At 66.4% G+C, this 22612-nt stretch carries 18 protein-coding genes and 1 pseudogene; 1 reads left to right on the plus strand and 18 read right to left on the minus strand.

Going from position 1 to position 22612, the window contains the following annotated elements:
* Positions 1-3 precede the first annotated feature (3 nt).
* Positions 4-855 (plus strand): SDR family NAD(P)-dependent oxidoreductase, encoded by an 852-nt coding sequence (locus QRN63_RS13080; RefSeq protein ID WP_285031179.1) that lies wholly within the window; start codon positions 4-6, stop codon positions 853-855.
* On the opposite strand, the gene QRN63_RS13085 is transcribed toward QRN63_RS13080, so the two are convergent.
* The 18 genes and pseudogenes from QRN63_RS13085 to ftsZ all read right to left on the minus strand — a co-directional run bounded on the left by QRN63_RS13085 (position 833) and on the right by ftsZ (position 22415).
* Positions 833-1717, minus strand: coding sequence for an oxidoreductase (locus QRN63_RS13085; RefSeq protein ID WP_285031367.1), 885 nt, complete (start codon positions 1715-1717; stop codon positions 833-835). The two genes, QRN63_RS13080 and QRN63_RS13085, sit on opposite strands and share 23 nt — an antisense overlap.
* Positions 1718-1808: 91 nt before the next feature.
* Positions 1809-3650 carry an acyl-CoA dehydrogenase gene (locus tag QRN63_RS13090; protein ID WP_285031181.1) on the minus strand — a complete coding sequence of 614 codons (1842 nt, stop codon included), beginning with the start codon at positions 3648-3650 and terminating at the stop codon, positions 1809-1811.
* A gap of 192 nt (positions 3651-3842) precedes the next feature.
* On the minus strand, positions 3843-5048 hold the full coding sequence (locus QRN63_RS13095; protein WP_285031183.1) for a helix-turn-helix domain-containing protein: 1206 nt from the start codon (positions 5046-5048) through the stop codon (positions 3843-3845).
* A gap of 190 nt (positions 5049-5238) precedes the next feature.
* Positions 5239-5820 carry a nucleoside deaminase gene (locus QRN63_RS13100; protein ID WP_285031185.1) on the minus strand — a complete coding sequence of 194 codons (582 nt, stop codon included), beginning with the start codon at positions 5818-5820 and terminating at the stop codon, positions 5239-5241.
* Between the two features lie 2 nt (positions 5821-5822).
* Positions 5823-6452 carry a uracil phosphoribosyltransferase gene (upp, locus tag QRN63_RS13105; protein WP_267316747.1) on the minus strand — a complete coding sequence of 210 codons (630 nt, stop codon included), beginning with the start codon at positions 6450-6452 and terminating at the stop codon, positions 5823-5825.
* A 9-nt stretch (positions 6453-6461) separates the two neighbouring features.
* Positions 6462-7715 (minus strand): URC4/urg3 family protein, encoded by a 1254-nt coding sequence (locus tag QRN63_RS13110; protein ID WP_285031186.1) that lies wholly within the window; start codon positions 7713-7715, stop codon positions 6462-6464.
* Positions 7712-9004 (minus strand): GTP cyclohydrolase II, encoded by a 1293-nt coding sequence (locus tag QRN63_RS13115; protein WP_285031187.1) that lies wholly within the window; start codon positions 9002-9004, stop codon positions 7712-7714. Before QRN63_RS13115 ends, QRN63_RS13110 begins: the two co-directional genes overlap by 4 nt.
* 89 nt (positions 9005-9093) lie before the next feature.
* Entirely contained in the window at positions 9094-13140 is a 4047-nt protein-coding gene (locus tag QRN63_RS13120) for a bifunctional nitrate reductase/sulfite reductase flavoprotein subunit alpha (protein ID WP_285031188.1), read from the minus strand.
* Between the two features lie 150 nt (positions 13141-13290).
* Positions 13291-14121, minus strand: coding sequence for a sterol desaturase family protein (locus QRN63_RS13125; protein ID WP_285031189.1), 831 nt, complete (start codon positions 14119-14121; stop codon positions 13291-13293).
* A gap of 12 nt (positions 14122-14133) precedes the next feature.
* Positions 14134-14838, minus strand: a complete 705-nt coding sequence (locus tag QRN63_RS13130) for a FadR/GntR family transcriptional regulator (RefSeq protein ID WP_285031190.1) — start codon at positions 14836-14838, stop codon at positions 14134-14136.
* Between the two features lie 115 nt (positions 14839-14953).
* Positions 14954-16447 carry a nitrate/nitrite transporter gene (locus QRN63_RS13135; RefSeq protein ID WP_285031191.1) on the minus strand — a complete coding sequence of 498 codons (1494 nt, stop codon included), beginning with the start codon at positions 16445-16447 and terminating at the stop codon, positions 14954-14956.
* A 652-nt stretch (positions 16448-17099) separates the two neighbouring features.
* Positions 17100-17471: pseudogene (locus tag QRN63_RS29650) on the minus strand (hypothetical protein); the annotation flags it as partial.
* 10 nt (positions 17472-17481) lie between these two features.
* Entirely contained in the window at positions 17482-18279 is a 798-nt protein-coding gene (gene wag31, locus QRN63_RS13145; RefSeq protein WP_285031193.1) for a DivIVA-like cell division protein Wag31, read from the minus strand.
* A 269-nt stretch (positions 18280-18548) separates the two neighbouring features.
* Positions 18549-18842 (minus strand): YggT family protein, encoded by a 294-nt coding sequence (locus tag QRN63_RS13150; protein ID WP_020103629.1) that lies wholly within the window; start codon positions 18840-18842, stop codon positions 18549-18551.
* A gap of 133 nt (positions 18843-18975) precedes the next feature.
* Complete coding sequence (locus tag QRN63_RS13155; RefSeq protein WP_267316739.1) at positions 18976-19614, minus strand: cell division protein SepF; 639 nt, start codon at positions 19612-19614, stop codon at positions 18976-18978.
* Positions 19615-19679: 65 nt separating this feature from the next.
* Positions 19680-20483, minus strand: a complete 804-nt coding sequence (locus tag QRN63_RS13160) for a YggS family pyridoxal phosphate enzyme (RefSeq protein ID WP_285031195.1) — start codon at positions 20481-20483, stop codon at positions 19680-19682.
* Positions 20480-21190: a peptidoglycan editing factor PgeF gene (gene pgeF, locus QRN63_RS13165; RefSeq protein WP_285031197.1), complete on the minus strand. Its 711-nt coding sequence runs from the start codon at positions 21188-21190 to the stop codon at positions 20480-20482. The genes QRN63_RS13160 and pgeF overlap by 4 nt, the downstream gene beginning before the upstream one ends.
* A gap of 43 nt (positions 21191-21233) precedes the next feature.
* The gene (gene ftsZ, locus QRN63_RS13170) at positions 21234-22415 is read right to left on the minus strand and encodes a cell division protein FtsZ (protein WP_285031198.1); all 1182 of its coding nucleotides are present in this window, start codon (positions 22413-22415) and stop codon (positions 21234-21236) included.
* Between the last annotated feature and the right edge of the window lie 197 nt (positions 22416-22612).

A 22612-nucleotide genomic window follows, 5' to 3' on the forward strand; every position in this document is an offset into this window, starting at 1 on the left:
CTCATGAAGGAACTCCACGGCCGCACGGCTCTGGTCACCGGCGCTTCGGGCGGGCTCGGGACGCACATCGCGCACGCTCTCGCCCGCGAGGGCATGCATGTGGCGGTGTCCGGCCGCCGCGAGAACGCGCTCGCCACAGTCGTTGCTCAGCTGAGGGGTTTGGGAGTACGCGCCGAAGGGGTGCCTGTCGACCTGTCCGACCTCGGCGAGATCGACAGCCTCATCGACCGCACTGAAGACCAGCTCGGGCCGATCGATGTGTTGGTCAACAACGCCGGCATCGAGATCGCATCGACGTTCACACACCTCTCCCGGGCTGAACTCACGGAGACGATCGATGTGAACCTGACCGCAGCCATGCTGCTCACGCATCGCGTGGTGCCCGGGATGCTCGACCGCCGTCGCGGCCACGTCGTCTTCGTGTCCTCTGCCGCAGGCAAATTGGGTCCGGCCTGTCAGGCCCCCTACGCGGCCAGCAAGGCCGCACTCGTCGGCCTCAATCAGTCTCTGCGCGCAGAGTATGCAAAGGAGCCGATCGGGTTTTCGGTGGTGTGCCCGGGATTCGTTGCCGGCGACGGCATGTACCAGCGAATGCTTGATGAAGGGTTCCGTTCCAGTCCGCTGGTCGGAGAGACAACCGTCGAGAAGATCGTGGATCGGACAGTGTGGGCGATCCGGCATGATGTCCCGGAGGTCGTGGTCACCGGTGCACCAGTGCGGCCCTGGCTGGCCTTGGGCCAGATCGCTCCTCGCCTTGCCGAAATCGCCGTGGCACGGTTCGGCGCCGACGGGATGCTGCGGCAGGTGGCAGCATCCCGTGGGCGCCTCGACCCTACCCAGGCAACTGATAGCTGACGCCGGTCAGCTCTTCCGACACATCCCAAAGTCGTTGTGCGGAAGCCAGATCAAGACCAGGCTTGTCCGGTTGCACGATCGTCGGGTATCCGCGGTATTCACCGAAGCCGTTGGGCCCAATGAATTGACCACCTTGTACCGCCGATGCCGTGGCGGCGTACTCCTGGTTCCAGGCGCCGTGCGCGGCCGGCTGTGCCATGGTCCGATTACCCACAAAGCCGAACAAGAACTTCAGAACTCCGGTAGGGCCCGCGGACTGCAGGTTGGTACTCGAATAACCCGGATGCGACAACACACTCCGGACGGGCGAATTCGCGGCCCGCAGCCGGCGGTCGAGTTCCAGTCCGAAAAGCACGTTGGCGAGCTTGGACTGCGAGTAGTAGGACCGCGGCGAGTAGCTTCTCGCGCCTGCGAGGTCGTCGAAATGAACTCTGCCGCCCCGATGTTCGACGGAGCTGACGGTCACCACGCGGCAGTCGCTGCCCCTCGCCGCCGAACGCTGAAGCTGAGCAAGCAACAACCCGGTCAGCGCAAAGGGCCCGAGATGATTTGTCGCGAACTGCAATTCGAATCCTTGCCTCGTCAGCGTGTGTGGCGGCCACATGATCCCGGCATTGTTGACGAGCACATCCACTTCCAGCCCGTCGGACTGGATCTGCGCGGCGCAAGTGCGCACGGAGTCCAGATCGGCGAGATCGAGCAGTCGCAGTTCCACTTTGGCAGCCGGGTATTCGGCGACGATCCGATCTGCGGCGGCAGAGCCTTTGCCGCGGTCCCGCGCGGTCATGATGACGTGGGCGCCCTTGCGGACGAGCGCGAGGCTCGTCTCAAAGCCGAGGCCGCTGTTGGCGCCGGTCACCATGACGGTGCGGCCGGATTGGTCGGGAATGTCGGCAGAGGTCCACCTGGTCACATTGTGCTCCTTGACTTTTCGCAACGGTGTCGGTATGCGATCAGAATGCGGAGTCATCGATCTCCATGACCGCGTTGTCGAGCGAGCTGATGACCGCACGAGCAGCTCCGAGTCCGGGCAGTACCTGCGCGGCGAAATACTGCGCGACAGCAACTTTGCCCTCATAGAACGAGCAATCTTTGCCGTCGGCGCCGTTGGCCAGCGCCGCCAAGGCGACGCGGGCCGACTCCAAGAGCCGCCAACCCACCAGCAAATCGCCCATGGCGTACAACAACGGCACCGCGCCCTGTCCGACCTTGTAGAGCTCGTGCGGATCTTCCTGCGATGCGACGGCATACACCGTCATCGCCCCGACCATCGCCTCGACGTCGCTGTGCGCCGCAAGCAACCGGGCTCGACTCGCGCCCAACTCCACATCGAAGTCGTCCGCAGCGGCACAGCTCTTGATCAGGGCCATGACATGGCCGAGTGCGCCGCCTCGGTCGCGGATCACCTTGCGGAAGAAGAAATCCTGCGCCTGGATGGCGGTAGTGCCTTCATACAGCGTGTCGATCATCGTGTCGCGCACGTATTGCTCGATCGGGTAATCCTGCAGATAACCGGAACCACCCAGGGTTTGCAGACTCAATTTGAGGGTGTCGTAAGCCCGCTCGGAACCCACGCCCTTCAGCACGGGCAAAAGGAAGTCGTTCACCCGGGCAACCATGTCACCGATAGCGCCCGAGACCCGTTGCGCGAGTTCGCCTCTTTCGTCCTGGTGTGCGGCGGCGAACATGTACAGCGCGCGCAAGCCCTCGGCGTAGGCCTTCTGCTGCAACAACATGCGCCGCACTTCGGGGTGATGCGTGATGGTCACCCGCGGTGCGGACTTATCAGCTGAACGGGTCAAATCCGCGCCCTGCACGCGCTCTTTCGCGTAGCCCAGGGCGTTCAGATAGCCCGTCGACAAGGTGCCTGTCGCCTTGGTACCGACGAGCATTCGAGCATTTTCGATGACCCGGAACATCTGGGCGATGCCGTCGTGGACGTCGCCGACCAGCCATCCCACCGCGGGCACTTCGGTCAGCCCGAACGACACCTCACACGTCGGCGAGGACTTCAATCCCATCTTGTGTTCCAGACCGGTGACATACGCTCCATTGCGCCGACCCAATTCGAGCGTCTCCGGATCAAACAGAAACTTGGGCACGTAGAACAGGCTCAGACCTTTGGTACCCGGCGCTGCGCCCTCCGGCCGTGCCAGCACCAGGTGGAACAAATTCTCCGCCGTATCGCCGACGTCACCGCCGGAGATGAATCGCTTGACGCCCTCGATGTGCCAGGTGCCATCGGACTGCGGTACGGCCTTGGTGCGCCCGGCACCGACATCGGAACCGGCGTCGGGCTCGGTCAGGACCATGGTCGCTGCCCAGCCGCGCTCCAAACCCTCGATAGCCCAGTGCTTCTGCTGTTCGTTGCCGATCTCATACAGCACGCTCGCCATCTGCGGCCCCATCTCGAAGAAGCTCGCAGCCGAGTTCGCCACGTGGATCATCTCCGTCACGGCCCACCGCATGGGCGCGGGAGCAGCGATCCCACCCATGGCCTCGGGTAAGCCCAACCGCGACCACCCGGCCTCCTTGATCGCCAACACCGATTTGCGCAGGGGCTCAGGGACGATGATCTCCGCGGACTCGATATCGAGCGATACCGGCTCCCGGTCGGCCGCTGCGTACGACTCGGCGACCGGCCCTTCGGCAAGTCGAGCCACTTCGACGAGCATGTTGCGCGCGGTCGACACGTCCAGGTCACCGTATCTACCCATATGAAGGAGTTCTCCGAGGCCCTGAACCTCGAACAGGTTGAACTCGATATCGCGAACGTTGCTCTTGTAGTGATTCACATGCGGCCTTTCAGCGTCGGGATGTACACCTCATGCTCGCGGCCCGCCGATGACCCCGACAAGGGCACATTGCCTACCACCGCGCCCGCCGGCTGTGCAGTCGGCATCGCATAGACAGGCCGGGCCCGCCAGATGGAAATACTTGATCCCGCAACATGATTAGCCGCTACCGTGCGTGCGGCACACTGCTCATCAGTCCTGGGCGGGAGCCCCGATGACCCGGACGATTTCCAGCGCCAGCGCCACCTGCAGCGTCCGCTGTTCGAGCGGACGCGGCAGCAGCGCACGGGCCCGGTCAAGGCGATTGACGACCGTGTTTCGGTGGGCATATAGGGCCTTCGCAGCGGCCGTTGTGCTGGACCCTTCGCGAAGGTAGACACGTACTGTTTCGCGTAACTCGCTGTCCGCGTACGCGAAATCACCAAGGGTACGCCCGACGAACTCCGCCGCACGTTCTTCGTTGCCGGTCGTCAGCGCGACAAGTTCCACATCGTCGTAGATCGCCACCCGATGGTCGGGCGATATCCGTCGCATGAGCCGTTGCGTGACCACCGCGTCGAGATGACCGCGGCGGAAACCCGCGAGCCCCCACCCCTGCGAACCTATCGCGATCCGCGCTCCGACTTGATCTTTCAGCGATGCTGCCACATCAGCGATGTCCAAAACGTCCGTTCCCGACAGCCATACCCACATGGTGGCCGGGCTCGTCAGGATCGTCAGCGGCCGCACTGCGCCAGCAGCCTGTCCGAGGGCGGTCACCGCCCGCTCGAGAGCACCGGCGTCGGCGGGATCCCTGTCTGCCCACACGATGGCCGCCAGGTGGTGCCTATCCAGTTCATAACGCAGTCGTTGACTGGCGCGCCGAACGGTTATCGGGGCACCTTTGAGTACCAAGCCAACGGCTTCGAGGCGAGCGGCGTGGTCGACATCGGCGATCTGGCCGCGCTCGGTTTCGATCATTTCGTACAGCGCGGCGAGCGTGTCATCGACATAGGCGAACAACGACCGGCTCACCACGTCGATGAATTCCCGAAGCTCACTGACGTCGTCGGTCAGTGCAAAAGCCATCGCCGTCCAGGTCTGGATGGCCGCGTTCTGACCCGCGTGGAAATTCGTGAGGATCGCGGTATCGAACCCGTGCCGCACTACATCTCGCGCCAGATCGACGTTCTCGGAGCCGATGTTCGGCGTGACCGGCATACCCGGCGCCTTCAGACTGGCTGTGGCCCAATGACTGATATTCGCTCTGACGCTCGCGCGCAGGGCGTCGGCGAATCCCGGCTCCGTCGCCCCGTACCGGGGACTTCCGGTAGCCAGGACTGCCTCGTCCACACGTGCGTAGACGTCCTTGGGATTGTCGAGCAACCGGCCTACCGCGGCGCGAATGAGCTCGGCCACTCGCTCCGACGGCGGCTCCCAGTATCTGGCTGCGTTGCCAGGAGGCGTTACGTGCACGTCACCTCGGACAGTAGATCCATCGATCTCACACTAGGCCGTCCGAGACCACGACTACAGGGCATCGTGCACAATCACAAGCCTTTTTATCTACAAAGCGCACAATCGACGAGCTCTCCCTATTCCCGCGCGGTCAATGCCAGTAATCCTGATGTGCTTGTGCTGCTTCGTCTTCCAGGATTGGCCCGACGACGGTGATCGGGCGGTAGCCGTGCAGCAGGACGTCGCGGCACGGCAGCGCGTAGCCCGCGTTCTTCGGATCGCCGCCGGTGAACTGGAGCAGCCGGGTGTTGGACATGCCGTACACCACTCGGCCGATGCCACTCCAGTAGGCGCCGCCCGCACACATCGTGCACGGCTCGGTACTGGCGTACAGCGTCGCCGACCTCATGCCGTCATCGCCGAGAGCGCGCCAGGCACTGCGGACGGTGACCATCTCCGCGTGATCGGTGGGATCACCGCCGTCGACGGAAGATGTGTTGCCGTGCTCGGCCACCACGGTGCCGGCGACATCGGCGACGAGGGCGCCGTAGGGGGCGCCGCCCGCCTGGCGCGCCTGCTCGGCCAGCACGAATGTGTGCCGGAGGTGGGCCAGGTCTTGCGGACTGGGATCGGGCTGGGCATGGGCCGGGCTCGCGACGCCGACGGTCGCCACCGAAGCGCCGAGGGCCAACCCGGCGCCACGCAGCACGGTCCGCCTGTTCGGGTTCGGCATGACTACTTGGTGCCGAAGATGCGGTCGCCGGCGTCGCCGAGGCCCGGCACGATGTAGCCGTGCTCGTCGAGCTGGCGGTCCAGCGCGGCGGCGTAGATCGGGACCTCGGGGTGGGCGGCCTGCATGGCTGCGACGCCCTCCGGGCAGGTCAGCAGACAGACGAACTTGATGGAGCGAGGCTGGTACTCCTTGAGCCGGTCGATGGCGGCCACGGCCGAGTTCCCGGTGGCGAGCATCGGATCGCACACCACGATGTCGCGCTCGTGCAGCTCACTCGGCATCTTGAAGTAATACTCCACGGCGACATGGGTTTTCGGGTCGCGGTACAGACCGATGTGGCCGATGCGCGCGCCGGGAACGACACTGAGCATGCCGTCCAGGATGCCGCTGCCCGCTCGCAGGATCGAGGCGAAGACCAGCTTCTTGCCGTCGATGACCATGCCGGTGGTGGATTCCAGCGGCGTGTCGATCTCGATCTCGTGCACGGGGATATCGCGCAGCACCTCATAGGTCATCAGCATCGAAATCTCGTTGAGCAGTGCACGAAAACCCTTGGTGGATACGTCTTTCTGCCGCATCAGCGTCAGCTTGTGCTGAACCAGCGGATGGTCGACGAGATGCAGGTTACCCATGGCGCCCTCCTAGAAAACCGTGCCGTCACTGCTGATGGACAGCGGCGGGTTCCCGGCCCGCAGCTGCTGCGCCAGGGAGCGCCCGGCTGCCCAGGTACCGCCCTCGAGGACACAGGCCAGCGGCAGTGCCGAGTTGTCGAGGCCGAGCCCGGTGCGCACCAGCGGCGCGAGCGCATCCAGGAGCGCGACGGTCAAGGCTCGCCACTCGACCACCAATTCGTCGGCCACCGACCACGTTCGGGCTGCGATCGACGGATCGTGCAAGCGCAGCGCCCCGGTATCGAGTAGCAGGCCGCCGTTGCGATATTCGGGCAGGCCGGTGAGCGCGTCCAGCCCGGTGACCGGCACGCCCGCCCACTCGAACGGCTCCAGCAGCGAGTAGGTCAGCCACTGCGACAACTTGTGGAACGGCATCCACCCCTGTGACAAGCCCACCCCCGGCACCGCCGGGTGGGGCCAGCAGTCACCGAGCGGGGTACCGCCAATGTCGTTGTCGGACAGCCAGACCCCGGACAGGGTGTCGAGGAGCAGAACGAGGATGTCGTGCGCATCGACTGCCGGGCCGGCCAACACGTCGAACAGGCCACCGGGACGCCCCTGCGGCCCGAAGACGTCGGGATGACTCTCGAGGGCGGCACCGAGGCGGCGCAGCAGCTGTACCCGGCCGCTGAGCCCCACCAGCGGATTGTCGGGCCCGGCCTGAAATACCCGGCCGAGGGCGGCGTCGTCGATGGTGCGCAGTGCCGCGGCGTCGACCTGCCAGGGCTGGGCCGGGTCGCTGGAGAACGTCCCGTCGGCAACCGCATGCCAACTGGCCACACCCAGTCCCTCGGACCGCGTAAAGCGTTGCCCGGTAGTCGGTTCCACGTAGCCCCAGTCGGGACCAGCGCCGGCGTCGAGCAGCACACTGACGACGGCCAGGTCGATCATCGCCCGGGCCCGCGCGGGCGGGTCCAGCGCATCCAGCCGGGCACGCAGATCGGCGGTGCGGTCGACGCCGCCGGCCTCGAAATGGCGCCAGCGGCTGTGGTACGGGATCGCCAGGTCGGGATATCGCGTGCGGGTGACCGCGGCGACGAGGCCGGCGGCCTGCGCCAGGGCTTCGTCGTCGACCACGAACCAGCGCGACTCCCCCGCGCGCGCTCGATTCAGGAGAAAGTCGGCACGTTCACGGATGGCTGCGGTGCTGCGCAGGATGCCGACGGCGACGGCGCTGTCGATGCCGGTGCCGGTGCCGGTGCCGGTGCCGGTGCTGATCGTCATGTCGTGAGTCCGCGGCCCTTGGCGATCTTGAGTTCCTCGGCGTCGGGCACGGGCCCGGGCGTGAAGTAACCGGCGGCGGTCTTGGCGTCGATCTCGACGCGGGCATCGGCCGGGATCAGATCGTCGGGGATGTTGACGCGTTCGACGACCTCGATGCCCGAGCCGGTGATGGCGTCGTACTTCATGTTGCTCATCGATACCAGCCGGTGAATCTTGCGGATACCCAGCCAGTGCAGCACGTCGGGCATGAGTTCCTGGAACCGCATATCCTGAACTCCGGCAACACATTCCGTGCGGGCGAAGTACTGGTCGGCGGTATCGCCACCCACCTGACGCTTACGCGCGTTGTACACCAGGAACTTGGTGACCTCGCCCAGGGCGCGACCCTCTTTGCGGGAGTAGGCCACCAGCCCGACCCCGCCGCGCTGCGCACCCTGGATGCACTCCTCGATGGCATGGGTGAGATACGGCCGACAGGTACAGATGTCGGAGCCGAACACGTCTGAGCCGTTGCACTCGTCGTGCACGCGGGCGGTCAACTCGACGTTGGGATCGGCGAGGTCGCGGGCCTCGCCGAAGATGTAGACGGTCTGCCCGCCGATGGGTGGCAGGAAGACCTCCAGATCGCTGCGCGTGACGAGCTCGGGGTACATGCCGCCGGTCTCCTCGAACAGCACGCGGCGCAGTTCCGTTTCGCTGCAACCGAATCGCGCCGCAACCCCGGGGAGGAACCAGACCGGCTCGATGGCCGCCTTGGTCACCAAGGCGGCGCCGTTGTCCAGCAGCACCCGACCGTCCGGGCGGAGCCGGCCCTTGACGATCGCCTCACCGACCTCCGGCAGGATCACATGGGCCTTGGTGATGGCGATGGTCGGCCGGATGTCGTGGCCGGCGGCCAGTTCGGCGGTGAACGCCTCCGCGACCATGGCACCCCACGGGTCCAGGCTCACGATCGCCGCGGGATCGCTCCACTGGGGGTACGGGCCGATGACATCGGTCGGAGCGGTGTTGGTCAGGTCGGCACGGTGCTCGGGCGAGAGTGCACCGGCGGCCACCGCCAATGCCCGGTAGACGCTGTAGGACCCGCTGTGGGTGCCGATCACGTTGCGGTGCGCCCGCGTGGTGGTGGTCCCGATCACCGGGCCGCGCTCGGCAGCGGTGGCCGCGCCCCAGTGGATCGGCAGGGCGTCGGCGGCGCCGCTGTGGGACGTCAACCTGATGTGGCGGGCAGCGCCCCGGGGCGGGACCGCAAGCGGTGGCCCCGATGCTGCATCTGACTCGATGACCATCGACATCGCTCCTTCCGGCAAGCTCCAGTCAACCCTGAAACGGCCGGGTGTGCAGCGGTACCGCCGGACCGCCTGGCCCGGCAGGCAGATCAGTAGACGTCGCGGACGTAGCGCTTGTCGGCGATCAGCTCACGCTTGTAGTCGTGTGCTGCCGATTCGGACATGCCGCCGTGGGTCTTGATGATGTGGGTGAGCGTCAGGTCGACGTCCTTGGCCATCCGTGTCGCGTCGCCGCACACGTAGAAGTGCGCGCCGTCCTCGAGCCAGCGCCACAGGATCTCGCCGTGCTCGCGCATCCTGTGTTGTACGTAGACCCGGCGCGCCTGGTCCCGGGAGAACGCGGTGTCCAGCCGGGTCAGCAGCCCGTCTGCGGCGAAGGCCTCCAATTCGTCTTGGTAGTAATAGTTTTCGGCCCGGTGCTGGTCGCCGAAGAACAGCCAGTTGCGGCCGGTGTGGCCCAGTGCCCGGCGCTCGTGCAGGAAGCCACGGAACGGCGCGATACCCGTGCCGGGGCCGACCATGATCATCGGAGTCAGCGCGTCCTCGGGCGGCCGGAAGTGCGGCGCCGACTGCAGGAACACCGGAACCGTCTGCGCCCGGTCGGCCAGGTATGTGGACGCGACGCCGTGCCGGATGCCGCCGCGGACGCCCTCGTAACGGACCACCGACACCGTCAGCTGCACCTCGTCGGGGCTCACCAGCGGGCTGGACGAGATCGAGTAGGAGCGCGGCGCCAGGCGCACCAACGCATCTCGCCACTCCTCGGGCTCCGCACGGACCTTGAACTCTTCGACCAGGTCCAGGCCGGTGCGGCCGTCGAGCCAGCGGTCGCGTTCTTCCCGGGGCGCCCGCAGCGCCTTGGCGCCACTGTGGTCGGCCAGGAAGTTGATCAGGTTCGGTGACACCTTGCAGATGTCGTACGACGTGGTCAGCGCATCGCGGAGTGCGGTTTCGTCGCCGTCGATCTCGATGACCTCGTCGCCCGAGAGCCCGGTGGCCGCCAGCCATGCCGATACGGCCTCCGGGGAGTTGGCCACCACCACGCCGAGCGCATCACCGACGCCATAGCTGACGTCGTGGCCGGACAGGTCGAAGCCGATCTGGCGGACTTCCTTCGTGCCGCCGGTGGTCAGCAGAGTGTTGCGGCACAACGGGACCGGCAGCGGGTTGTTACGGGTGAAGGGCCTGGCGGGTCTGGGAGCGGGCCTGGCCGGCACGGCAGGTGCGGTCGTTGCCTGCGGGGCCGGCGCGGCCAACTCGACAACAGCATCGGTCCACTGCGCAAGCGGCTCGTCGTCGTACACCTCGCAGTCCGCGCGGTCCAGCAGCGCGGTGGCCCCCAGTTCGGTGAAGCGGCCGTCCAGGGATTTGGCGTAGCCGCAGAAGTTCTCGTAGGCCCGGTCGCCGATCCCGAGCACGGAATACCGCACCCCGGACAGGTCCGGCGCATCCCCGGCACTCAGGCGATCCCAGAAGTCGGCGCCGTTGTCGGGTGGTCCACCGTCCCCGAAAGTGCTTGTCACGACCAGCACTTCGCTCGCAGCGGCGACGTCGTCCAGCGCGGTGTCGTCGAGCACCTGCAGCCGGGCCCCAGGGATCCGCGCGGCCAGCCCCGCGGCGAACTCCTCAGCCGTGCCGGTCTGCGACGCCCACAGCACCAGCGGGCCCGAGGGCGCCGGCTCCGACTGCACATCGATGGCGGCAGCCGGAAGCGAGACACTGTGCGCGCCGGCCAGCGCCCCGTCGACCCACAGCCGCACCGTGCGGCTGACAGGCGCCGACGCAGGCAGCACCGGGACCCCGGCGGACTGCTGGATACCCCTGAAAAAGCCTGACAGGTAGACCTTTTCGGTGTCGTTGAGCTCGGGAGGTCCGGCCAGGCCGAGTGCGGCGGCCAGTGGGTGCGTCCCGGCACCGGTGAGCGCGGCCAGAGGTGCGACGGCGGGCTCGGTCACGACCGGCGCCAGGCGCACCGCGCACACCTTGAATTCGGGCTGCAACGAAGCGGGGTCCACCGCATCGTTGGTGACGGCATTGATTGTGAGCTGGTCGCCCTGTTGGTCGTTCCAGTGGAACGGCGCGAAGCAGTTGCCCGCCCGCACCCGGTCGGTCAGGACGGCCGGCAGGACCGCCGTGCCGCGGCGCGACGAAACCTGGACCGGCGCACCATCGGTGATGCCGAGGCCCGCCGCGTCGGTCGGATGAATCTCGATGAACGGCTTCCCGGTGAGCTTGTTGAGCTTCTCCACCTTGCCGGTCTTGGTCATGGTGTGCCACTGGTGTTGCAGCCGGCCGGTGTTCAGCACCAACGGGAATTCGTCGTCGGGCAGTTCGTCGGCGTCCATGTGCGGGCGCGCGTGGAACACCGCCCGCCGCGACGGCGTCGGGAACGCCAGCCGCGGACGACGCCCGTCCGCGCCGACGAACAGGTCCTGGCTGACGCCGTCGTTGAGGTAGCGGATCGGGTTGCGGTCGCCGCTGTCCGGCGGACAGGGCCACTGCAGCGGGGTCTCCCGCAGCCGCTCGTAGGTCACGCCGCTGAGGTCGTAACCGGTCCGGCGGTTGGTGAACTGCCGGATTTCGGTGAAGATGTCCTCGCTGGACTTGTAGTCGAAATCGTCTCCGAACCCCATGTGCCGGGCGACGTTGCAGATCAGCTCCCAGTCGGGCCGCGCGTCACCGGCGGCGGGGATGCTCTGCTGTAAAAGGGTGAGGTTGCGTTCGGAGTTGACCATGACGCCGTCGGCTTCCGCCCACAGCGTGGCGGGCAGCACGATGTCGGCGTACGCGTTGGTCGCGGTGTCCTGGTAGGTGTCCTGGGTGATCACCAGTTCGGCGGCCTGGAGGCCGTCGATGACGGTCCGCCGATTGGCCACGGAGGCAACGGGATTGGTGCAGATGATCCATACCGCCTTGATGTCACCGGTGGCCAGCTGCCGGAACATCTCGATGGTGCCGGGCCCGACGTCGGTGCGGATGGTGCCGGGTTCCAGCACCCACTGCTCTTCGGCGAACGCCCGGTCCGCGGCCGACGTGACGGCGCGCTGCCCGGGCAGACCCGGTCCCATGTAACCCATTTCGCGGCCGCCCATGGCGTTGGGCTGGCCGGTCAGGGACATCGGGCCGCTGCCGGTCCGGCAGATGGCTCCGGTGGCCAGGTGCAGGTTGCAGATGGCGTTGGTGTTCCAGGTGCCGTGGGTGCTCTGGTTCAGGCCCATGGTCCAGCACGACATCCACTCCCCTGCCTCGGCGATCATCTCGGCGGCGCGGCGGATGTCGGCTTCGGGTAGTCCGGTGATCGCCGCGACCTTCGCCGGCGGATAGTCGGCGAGGAACGCGGGCATGGCCTCCCAGCCCTCGGTGTGCTCGGCGATGAATTCGTGGTCTATCGCGCCGCTTTCGACCAACAGGTGCAGCAGACCGTTGAGCAGCGCCAGGTCGGTGCCTGGTTTGATCTGCAGGAAGAGATCGGCCTTCTCGGCGGTCGCGGTGCGGCGCGGGTCGACGACGATCAGCTTGGCGCCCGGCCCGTTCTTGCCGGCAATCCGGTCGGCCATCCGCAGGAACAGGATCGGATGGCAGTCGGCCATGTTGGCGCCGATGACGAAAAACAGGTCGGCACAGTCGAAATCGGTGTACGACCCGGGCGGGCCGTCGGCGCCCAGCGACTGCTTGAATCCGGTGCCGGCGCTCGCCATGCACAACCGGGAGTTGGATTCGATGTGCACGGTGCGGATGAAGCCCTTGGCCAGCTTGTTGGCCAGGTACTGGGCTTCGATGGTCATCTGACCCGAAACGTACAGCGCCACAGCGTCGGGGCCGTGCTCGTCGATGATGGCGCGCAGCCGGCGGCCGGCTTCCGCGGTGGCGTCGTCGGTGGTGATGCTGACCATCTCACCGCCCCGCCGCAACAGCGCGGTGGTGAGCCGGCCGTCGTCCGCGGCCACCAGATCGGCGTGCGTGGCGCCCTTTGTGCACAGCCGCCCGAAATTGGCGGGGTGCAAGCGGTCCCCGGACACACGGGCGATCACGGGCAGCCCGGTACCGGCGTCGGGGCGGGTTTCAACCGAAATGCCACAACCGACACCGCAGTACGAGCACGCGCTGCGTGTCGTGTGCGGCCCTGCGGTGGTCATGTGCTCAGTTCTACGGGCTGTCAATTCCGCAGCCGTTGCGCGACTATGTACTGCGCGTCAAACCGAGCGCACATGATCGTCACGTCCTGGTGCGCACCATTTTTCGTGTCGGACTCACGGTCGAAACGTGCCGGAAATCTGTGACCCCGGTTACGCGGTGTCCGGTGACCATCCCGGCCCGCGGAAGGTGTGGCCGAAACGCTGCTTCCAGGTCTTGGCCACGCGCACATCGCGCCAGATGGCGGTGTATTCATGAGTGGCCACCCGCAGCGGGTTGAAGGTCTTGATGTTCTTGGTCAGGCCGTAGACCACGCGCTCACCTTCGGGCCGGAAACTGCCGAACAGCCGGTCCCAGATGATCAGGATGCCACCGTAATTGGTGTCCAGGTATTGGTCGTTGGACCCGTGGTGCACGCGGTGATGCGACGGCGTGTTCATCACGAACTCGATGGGCCGCCACATCTTTCCGACCCTCTCGGTGTGGATGAAGAACTGGTACAGGAGGCTGACGGACTGCTGCAGCAGGATCATCCACGGCGAGAAGCCGAGGAACGCCAAGGGCAACCAGAACGGCAGCGCCGTGAACGGCGTCCACGTCTGCCGGAGCGCGGTCGACAGGTTGTAGTGCTCGCTGGAGTGGTGCACGACGTGGCTGGCCCAGAACAGGCGAATCGTGTGGTGCGTGCGGTGATACCAGTAGTAGACGAAGTCGTCGGCGACGAACAGCGCGATCCAGGTCAGCGGATTGTCGGCCGGCAGATGTACCGGCGTCACCAGGTAGGCCGCGCTGAACGCCGCCAGGACCACCAGCTTCCAGCCGATGTTGATGACGACGTTGCCGATACCCATCGTGAGACTCGTTCGGGAATCCCGGAATTCGTAACCGACCTCGTCGTCATCCGGCAGGAAGCGGAACGACAGTGCCTCCAGCACGAGACAGATCACGAACACCGGCACGGCGTGCAGGATCAGATCGAACATGGGCAGTGACTCCTACTGCTGAGCGGAAAGGGTGTCGACGACGCGGCCCAGCAGCTCGTCGGCTACGCGATGAGCGTCGTCGGCGTTGCGGGCGACGAGGTGCTCTGCCAGCGTGATGTGGGCGTCGCGGTCGGCCAGTTCGGCCGCCATGCCGAGGTCGGCGATCGAGTCGAAGCCGATGTCGGCGAACGCCGCGACCAGCGTGTTCAACGCGAGCCGGTAGGCCAGGTTGCCGCTGCCGTCGATGATCGCGGTCCAGAACGTCAGGTCCACCGCGAAGGATTCGTCGGTGCGCTGCGCCGGGTACGCCGCGGCCGCGGCGGCGATGGTCGCCAGCTGGTCGTCGGTGGCGTTGCCCGCACACAGCCGGGCCGCATCGGCGGCCACAGACCGGCGCATCACCATGATGTCGCGGGCGATCTGCAACGCCGGTACCGCGCCAGTGGCCGCGAGGGTGCTGAGCACGTCCAGACCGGCAGTTTGGCGCCAATCCTGGACCCGCGTCTTGCCACCGTGGCTGATTCGCACCAGGCGGGCCTGCTGCAGCCGCTTGAGCGCTTCCCGGATGGCATGCCGATTCACCGCGAAGGCCAGCGCCAGCTCGCGCTCGGACGGCAGCGCCTCGTCGACCGCGACGCGGCCGGACAGGATCTCGTCGACGAGGTGCGCGAAGACCGAGTCGCTGACCGCTGACCGCGCGACGGGGGCGATGTCCATGAGCTCAATGATCGGGGTCGCCACGACAACTGGTCAACTGGTTGGACCAGTTATCTGGATCACAGGCGCGGAAATGCCCCGCGGGGCACTCCCGCGGGGCATTCCCGGCCGGCCGCTAGGTAGCCGGCACGAAGTCCCGGCCGACGTGCTCGCCCGTCGCCGCCCGCAGGTGCGGCTGGCGCAGGAACACGAACCACGTGACGATGCCGCACACCACGTAGAAACCGAGGAAAACCCAGAACGCGCTGGTCGCCGAATGCGACGGACCCGCATAGGACGTCCGGAGCACGATGTTGACGAGCACGCCGCCGAACGCACCGACCGCGCCGGCGAAGCCGATCAGGGCACCCGACATGCTGCGCGACCACAGCATCTTCTCCGCGGCACCCAACTCGTCCTTACCCTGCGCCTTGGCCTCGAAGATCGACGGGATCATCTTGTAGGTCGAGCCGTTGCCGATGCCCGTCAGGATGAACAACACCATGAACGCGGTGATGTAGACCGCCATCTGAGCGCCCGTCGCCGGGCCCTTGGTGGCGTCGTCCCACATGCCGGTGCTCACCAGCACGCCGGTGACGAGCGTCATCGCGACGAAGGTGTACAGCGTGATCTTTCCGCCACCGATCTTGTCGGCCAGCTTGCCGCCGAACGGGCGCGAGATCGAGCCGAGCAGCGGGCCCAGGAACGCGATCCACGCGGTGTGGATGGAGGCGTCGAAGGTGGCCTTGGCGAGCTCCTTGGCGGCTTCTTTCGGCAGCTTGGCCACCGATGCTACGTGGTACTTCTCGAGCAGCGGCGCGACGTCCTGCGCGGTGAAGTTGATGTTCAGAATCTGGGTGAACGCGAAGCTGAAACCGATGAACGAACCGAAGGTGCCGATGTAGAGGAAACACATCACCCACGAGTTGCGGAACTTCATGGCCTCGACCATCGCCGACAGGTTCGACTTCTGCCCCTGGATGTTGTCCATGAACAGCGCGGCGCCCAGGGCCGCGGCCGCCAGCAGCACCAGGTAGATGGCACACACGACCTCCGGACGACGGTTGCCGAGGGTGGCGATGACGACCAGGCCGATGATCTGGAGGGCCGGGACACCGATGTTGCCGCCGCCGGCGTTCAAGCCGAGCGCCCAGCCCTTCAACCGCTGCGGGTAGAAGGCGTTGATGTTGGTCATCGACGACGCGAAGTTACCGCCACCGAAACCGGCGACCGCCGCGACGATCAGGAACGTCGTGTACGACGTGCCCGGATGCATCATGAAGTACATGGTCAGCGCACACGGGATGGCCAGCATCAATGCGCTGAAGATGGTGAAGTTGCGGCCACCGAACTTGGCCGGTCCGATGGTGTAGGGAATGCGCATGAAAGCACCCACCGCGATCGGGACGGCACCCAGGACGAACTTGCCCAGCGCATCGATGCCATAGACGGCCTGCGGCATGAACAGCACCATCACCGACCAGATGGACCAGACGGAGAAACCGACATGCTCGGCGAAGATCGACCAGATCAGATTCCGCTTGGCGATGTCCTTGTTACCGGCGTCCCACGCAGCAACATCCTCAGCATCCCAGTGCTCGATGTCGCGGTTACGACTCAACAGACTCACAGTGCCTCCAGGCCTCCCAGTACGGAAATAGGTTGGCTACATATGTACGGACGCCCCATGCCGCAGCTGTTGCCCTTCGGTGTCAGCAAAGTCAATAGGGACTCACTTGGAGCACCCTGTGGTTCGTGACCCGCGTGATTCACGGCCGACGTATCGACGCAACAAGCTCGAAATAACCCGGGCGCGACCCGGCCAGCGCTCATGGCTGCCGACAGCGGCACCGATCACGTGGCCGATCACGCCGGAGGGGTCTCGAGAAGTACGTGAGTTCAATCGCGGTGGCGATCCGCGGCGGTTATTGAGCTCAGGGACCTCCGGCGGCCGCAGACGGCACCTGGCTTCAATCACCGCATCGCAAAGGCCTGGCGACGGCAGCCAGGCACTTCTCTGGCCGGCTCGCGATGAAGAAATAGCACCGCCGCGACGGAAATCCGTCGCGGCGGTGCTATCAGGGTGAAATCGGGAGCGCCGGGGCTCAGGCCTTCTTGGCCTCGTCCTCGTCCGCCTTGGCTTCTTCGGTGCTTCCGGCTTCGGCGCTTTCTGCTTCCTCCGCCTCGTCGGCGGCGGCCGCAGGCTCGTCGGCTTCGTCGGCGTCCGCAGCGTCGGCGTCCTCGGCCTTTTCGGCAGCCTCAGGCTCGTCGGCAGTTTCGGATTCCGCGGATTCCGCCGCCGCCTCGGCCTCGTCACCTTCGGACTCTTCGGCCTCAGCCACGGCAGCGTCGGCCTCGTCGTCCGAAACCGCTTCGGCGACAACCGTTTCCGATTCGGCCTCGGCGTCGTCCTCGGGGTAGTCCACGGCGGCCACCACAGCGGTATCGGCGGCGGCTTCGTCGTCGGCACCGGCGGAGTCGGCCTGTGCCGCGCCGCCGCGGGAGCGTTCCCGCAGCGCGTCGACGATGAGCAGCAACACCCCGATGACGCTGGCGCCGATACACACCCAGGCGATCAGCTCATTGCTGGTGACAATCGCGGTCACCAACGCGGTCAGCCCGATGAGGGCAAGGACCAGGGCAATGATCAGCATTGGTCAGCCGTCAGCTGTTGCCCCGGTTGAACTGGCCGAAGCCAGCACCCTCGCCACCGGCCGCCGAATCCGCCGGAGCGGCAGAGCCGCGCTGGCCGAGCTCTTCGAGCTGGGACTCCAGGTAGGTCTTGAGGCGAGTGCGGTACTCGCGCTCGAACGTGCGCAGCTGCTCGAGGCGGCCTTCCAGCACCGTGCGCTGCTGGTTGATGTTGCCCATGATCTCGGTGTGCTTGCGCTCGGCGTCGGCCTGCAGGGCGTCTGCCTTGTCCTGGGCCTGACGCAGCTGGGTCTCCGAACGTGTCTGCGCGTCGGCCAGCATGGCCTCGGCGCGTGCCTTGGCGTCGGCGACCGTGGTCTCGGCGGTGCGCTTGGCATCGCTGACCAGGGCATCGGCCTGGGCGCGGGCGTCGGCGAGGGTCTTGTCGGCCTCGGCCTTGGCCGAACCGGTGAGACGGTCGGCGGTGTCCTGGGCCAGGCTCAGCACCTTGGCCGCGCGGACGTGGTGGTCCTCGCCGACCGGCGCAGCGACAGGAGCGGCCACCGGCGCGGCTGCCGCGACGGGCTCGGGCTCCGGTGCGGGCGGGGTGAAGACCGGAGCCGCGACCGGCTGGCCGGTGCGGGCGGACTGGAGCTCGGCGTCGAGCTCGGCGACCCGCTGCCGCAGATCGCTGTTCTCTTCGATCAGCCGGGTCAGCTCGGTCTCGACGAGATCGAGGAATGCATCGACCTCATCCTCGTTATAACCGCGCTTGCCAATCGGCGGCTTGCTGAATGCGACGTTGTGGACGTCAGCCGGAGTTAGCGGCATCTTCTGCCCCCTTGCAGTCTGGACCGTCAATCGGTGTCAAAGTGTAGAGCGATCAAAGTGTAGAGCGATCGTGGAGTAACTGGCGTCCATCCTGTCACAGCAGACCCGTCGGTTGCAGGCGAGGTCCGGAATTAAGAACGAATTTCAATGTTTCATTGGAATTCGGCAACGCTTGCCGCACGCTCGGCACGAATTGACCAAAACGAAAGAAGCGCATTAATCACATAAATGTAATTAATGCGCTTCTGCAGGTCAGGGGAACCGCGCGGTCAGGCCCCGACCTGATCGAAAGACAGCCGCATGCCGATGAACACCACCATGAGCAGCACCACGATGGACAGGTCGACCCGGACCGGCCCGATGGTCAGCGGCGGGATCAAGCGCCGCAACAGCTTCACCGGAGGATCGGTCACCGTCATGATCGCTTCGAGGATCACCACGGTCAGTCCCCTCGGCTGCCAGTCGCGGCTGAACCCACGGATGAACTCCACCACCACACGGGCGATCAGCAGCAGCCAGAAGACGAAGAGCGCAAAACCCAGAATGTCGAAGAACAGGGTCAATGCAACAGACCTCACTAGCGCGGGAAAAGCGCCGACTGATGTCGGCGCTTGAGAGCGAGCCTACCTAACGCAGACCCCTCCGGCCGGGGGCCGAAGGGGTCTTGCGTGGAGCTATTCGGTGATACCAGTAGTGCTACTGGTAGCTGTAGAAGCCCGCCTCGGCGATCCGGCGACGCTCTTCGGCGCTGACGTCGACATCGGCCGGCGACAGCAGGAAGACCTTGGTGGCGACCTTGTCGAACGAGCCACGCAGCGCGAAGGCCAGGCCGGCGGCGAAGTCCACGAGGCGCTTGGCGTCGGCGTTGTCCATCGACACCAGATCCATGATCACCGGGGTGCCGTCGCGGAAGCGCTCACCGATGGTGCGGGCCTCGCTGTAGTCCTTGGGACGCAGGGTCGTGATCTTGGCCAGCGCGCTGCCGGCCTCGAACAGCTCGGCCATGCGGCGGGGCTCCATCGCCACGGCGCCACGGGTGGCCCCACGCAGGGTGTTGAAGCGCGGACGCTCGAACTCGCGCGGGCCGCGGGCCGGCATCTCGTCGTAGCCACCGCGGTAACCCATTGGGGCACTTTCGTATTCGCGGCCCATGCGGTCGTCGTAGCCGCGAGGCTCGCCACGGCCGTAGCCCTCGTCCTCGAAGCGCTCGTCGCGGGGGCGACGCGGCGGCGCGTACTCGCGAGCCGGACGGTCTTCGTCGTCGTAGTACTCGTCGTCATAGTCGTCCATTGGCGCCATACCGAAGTAGGCCTTGACCTTGTGCAGTGTGCTCATCGGATGCCCCTAGCTAAGAATGTGGTGTTTGGTGACTGTGATGTAAGTGTGACTGGAGTGACTACTCATGGTGACGTTAGAGGACGCGGTCCCATAAGCGCGGTACCGACACGCACACACGTTGACCCGTGTCGCACCGCAACTTCCAGGTCATTCGACATGCCCGCCGACAACCCCAGCTGGTGCGGGTATTGCGTTTGGACCCTGAGCAATTCAGCCTCCAGCCGCGCAAACTCCGCCTCGGCCTCGCCGGCCAGCGGCGGGATGGCCATCAGGCCCGCCAGACCCAGACCCGGGGCGGCGTGCGCGGCCGCGCACAGTTCGTCGACCAGATCAGGCCGGTCCACCGGCACACCGCCGCGGGCCGGATCCCCGTCGAGACTGACCTGGATATACACCTGCAACGGCTCGGACCTGCGGCCTTGATCCAGCGCTTCGATCGCGCCGCGGGACAGCGCGGTGATCAACGGCCCGGTGTCGACCGAATGCGCCACCGCCGCCCAGCGCGCCACGGCGCGCGCTTTGTTGCGTTGAATTCGGCCGATCATGTGCCACCGAATTGCATTGTTCGACTCTATGTTCGATGACGCATCCAACAATTCGCGGGGCGCTGTGATCAATTTCTTGTCCGACAACGCGGCCGACACCTCGGCGACTTTGCCCGCAGCTTCCTGCTCGCGCGATTCGCCGAATGCCCGACAGCCCAATCCGAACAGTGCAACAACATCACTCGCCGGAAAGAATTTGGTGACCGGAAGAAATTCGATGTCGGCCCGATCCCGGCCGGCGGCTGCCGCGGCAGCGTCGATCCGCGCCTGAATCCGGGCCAGCGACGCGGCCAATTCGGCCTCGCGCGGCGCGCTGGTCATTCCATCCACACCACCGACGCCAGCCGCCCGGTCGGGGCGCCGCGTCGGTGACTGAACAGATTCGGATCATCGACCGTGCAGCGCGGGTCGATGTCGATGGCCTTGATCCCCACCCCCGCCAACTGCTTGGCGATACCGGCCCGCAAGTCGAGACCCACGGTGCCGCGGGCGGTGGTGGTGATGCTGCCCGGCAGCACCGCCTCGACGTCGTCGGCCATCTCGTAGGGCACCTCATAGTTGCGTCCGCTGACCGCCGGACCGAGAAGCACCGAGATGTCCTGCACCTGCGCGCCGAGCTTCTGCATCGCCTCGACCGTGCGCAGCACCACGCCCATCTGCGCGCCGACCCGTCCGGCATGCACCGCGCCCACCACACCAGCGCGTGGATCACCCAACAGCACCGGCACGCAGTCGGCCGTGATCACCGCGAGCGGAAGCCGCGGCGTCGCGGTGACCAGGGCGTCGGTGTTGTCGTAGGCTCCCCCGGCTCCAGTTCCAGGGCCCTCGACAACTTCGACATGGTCACCGTGCACCTGGTTCATCCACACCAGCGGGCCGTGCCCGATGGCCTCGGCCAGCCGAGTCCGGTTGGCCGCCACGGCCTTTGGCTCGTCGCCGACGTGGTCACCCAGGTTGAACGTGTCGAACGGGGCCTTGGAGACCCCGCCCGCACGCGTCGTAGTCACTCTGCGGATACGGAACGTCACGATGACAAATTTTATCCGGCGTATCCGCGCCACTCGGACATCGTCAGTGCTTCATGAACGGCGGCACGTCGACGTCGTCATCGTCGTCGCCACGGCCGCCGACGCTCACCGTCACACCGTTGGTCGCCGCCGGGACGCTGCCCGGGTCGGCGTTGAAGGCGCCGAGCTTGCCCGCGCTCGCCGCCCCGAAGGTCTGTGCGCGGTGCGCACCACCGGCAGCCGGCGTCGCCGTCGCCGTCGCACCCGGCACCGCCGAGGTGACGGGCTTGCGGCTCTGGCCGGCGGTGTCGAACCCGGCCGCGATGACCGTGACCCGGACCTCGTCGCCCAGCGAATCGTCGATGACGGTTCCGAAGATGATGTTGGCCTCGGGGTGCGCGGCATCCTGCACCAGCGACGCGGCCTCGTTGATCTCGAACAGACCCAGGTCACTGCCACCGGCCACCGACATCAGCACGCCCTGGGCGCCGTCCATCGAGGCCTCGAGCAGCGGCGAGTTGATCGCGATCTCGGCTGCCTTGAGCGCGCGACCGTCACCGCGGGCCGAACCGATACCCATCAACGCCGTGCCGGCGCTGCTCATGACGCCCTTGACGTCGGCGAAGTCGACGTTGATCAGACCCGGGGTCGTGATCAGGTCGGTGATGCCCTGCACACCGTTGAGCAGCACCTCGTCGGCGCTGCGGAACGCGTCCATCAGCGAGACGGCGGCGTCGCCCATCTGCAGCAGGCGGTCGTTGGGGATGACGATCAGGGTGTCGCAGCTCTCGCGCAGCGCCTGGATGCCGGTCTCGGCCTGGTTCGAGCGGCGCTTGCCCTCGAAGGAGAACGGGCGGGTCACGACGCCGACGGTCAGCGCGCCGAGCTTGCGGGCGATGGAGGCGACGACGGGCGCGCCACCTGTACCGGTGCCACCACCCTCGCCGGCGGTGACGAACACCATGTCGGCGCCGCGCAGCAGCTCTTCGATCTCGTCCTTGGCGTCCTCGGCAGCCTTGCGGCCGACCTCGGGGTCGGCGCCGGCGCCCAGGCCACGGGTCGAATCACGGCCGACGTCGAGCTTGACGTCCGCCTCACTGAGCAGCAGCGCCTGTGCATCGGTGTTGATCGCGATGAACTCGACGCCACGCAGGCCCTGTTCGATCATGCGGTTGACGGCGTTGACGCCGCCGCCGCCGACACCGATCACCTTGATGACGGCGAGGTAGTTATGCGGGGGTGTCATCTGACGTCTTCCTCCCTGGCTTGTCTTGTCCGGAGCAAAACTTCTCGAATCAAAACCCTAAACCTCAACCATAGGGTTAGAGTTATGTCAAGTTGTTCCGCGCAAACAGAACGGTAGGGGGCGGCCGCGCCGCAGCCGTGCAGGCGCGCCGAGAGTTCACGCGATTTTTCTTGGGCGGGGCGCGCGAGGCGACGCGA

The sequence above is a fragment of the Mycolicibacterium sp. lyk4-40-TYG-92 genome, from assembly GCF_030209435.1.
Taxonomy (GTDB): domain Bacteria; phylum Actinomycetota; class Actinomycetes; order Mycobacteriales; family Mycobacteriaceae; genus Mycobacterium.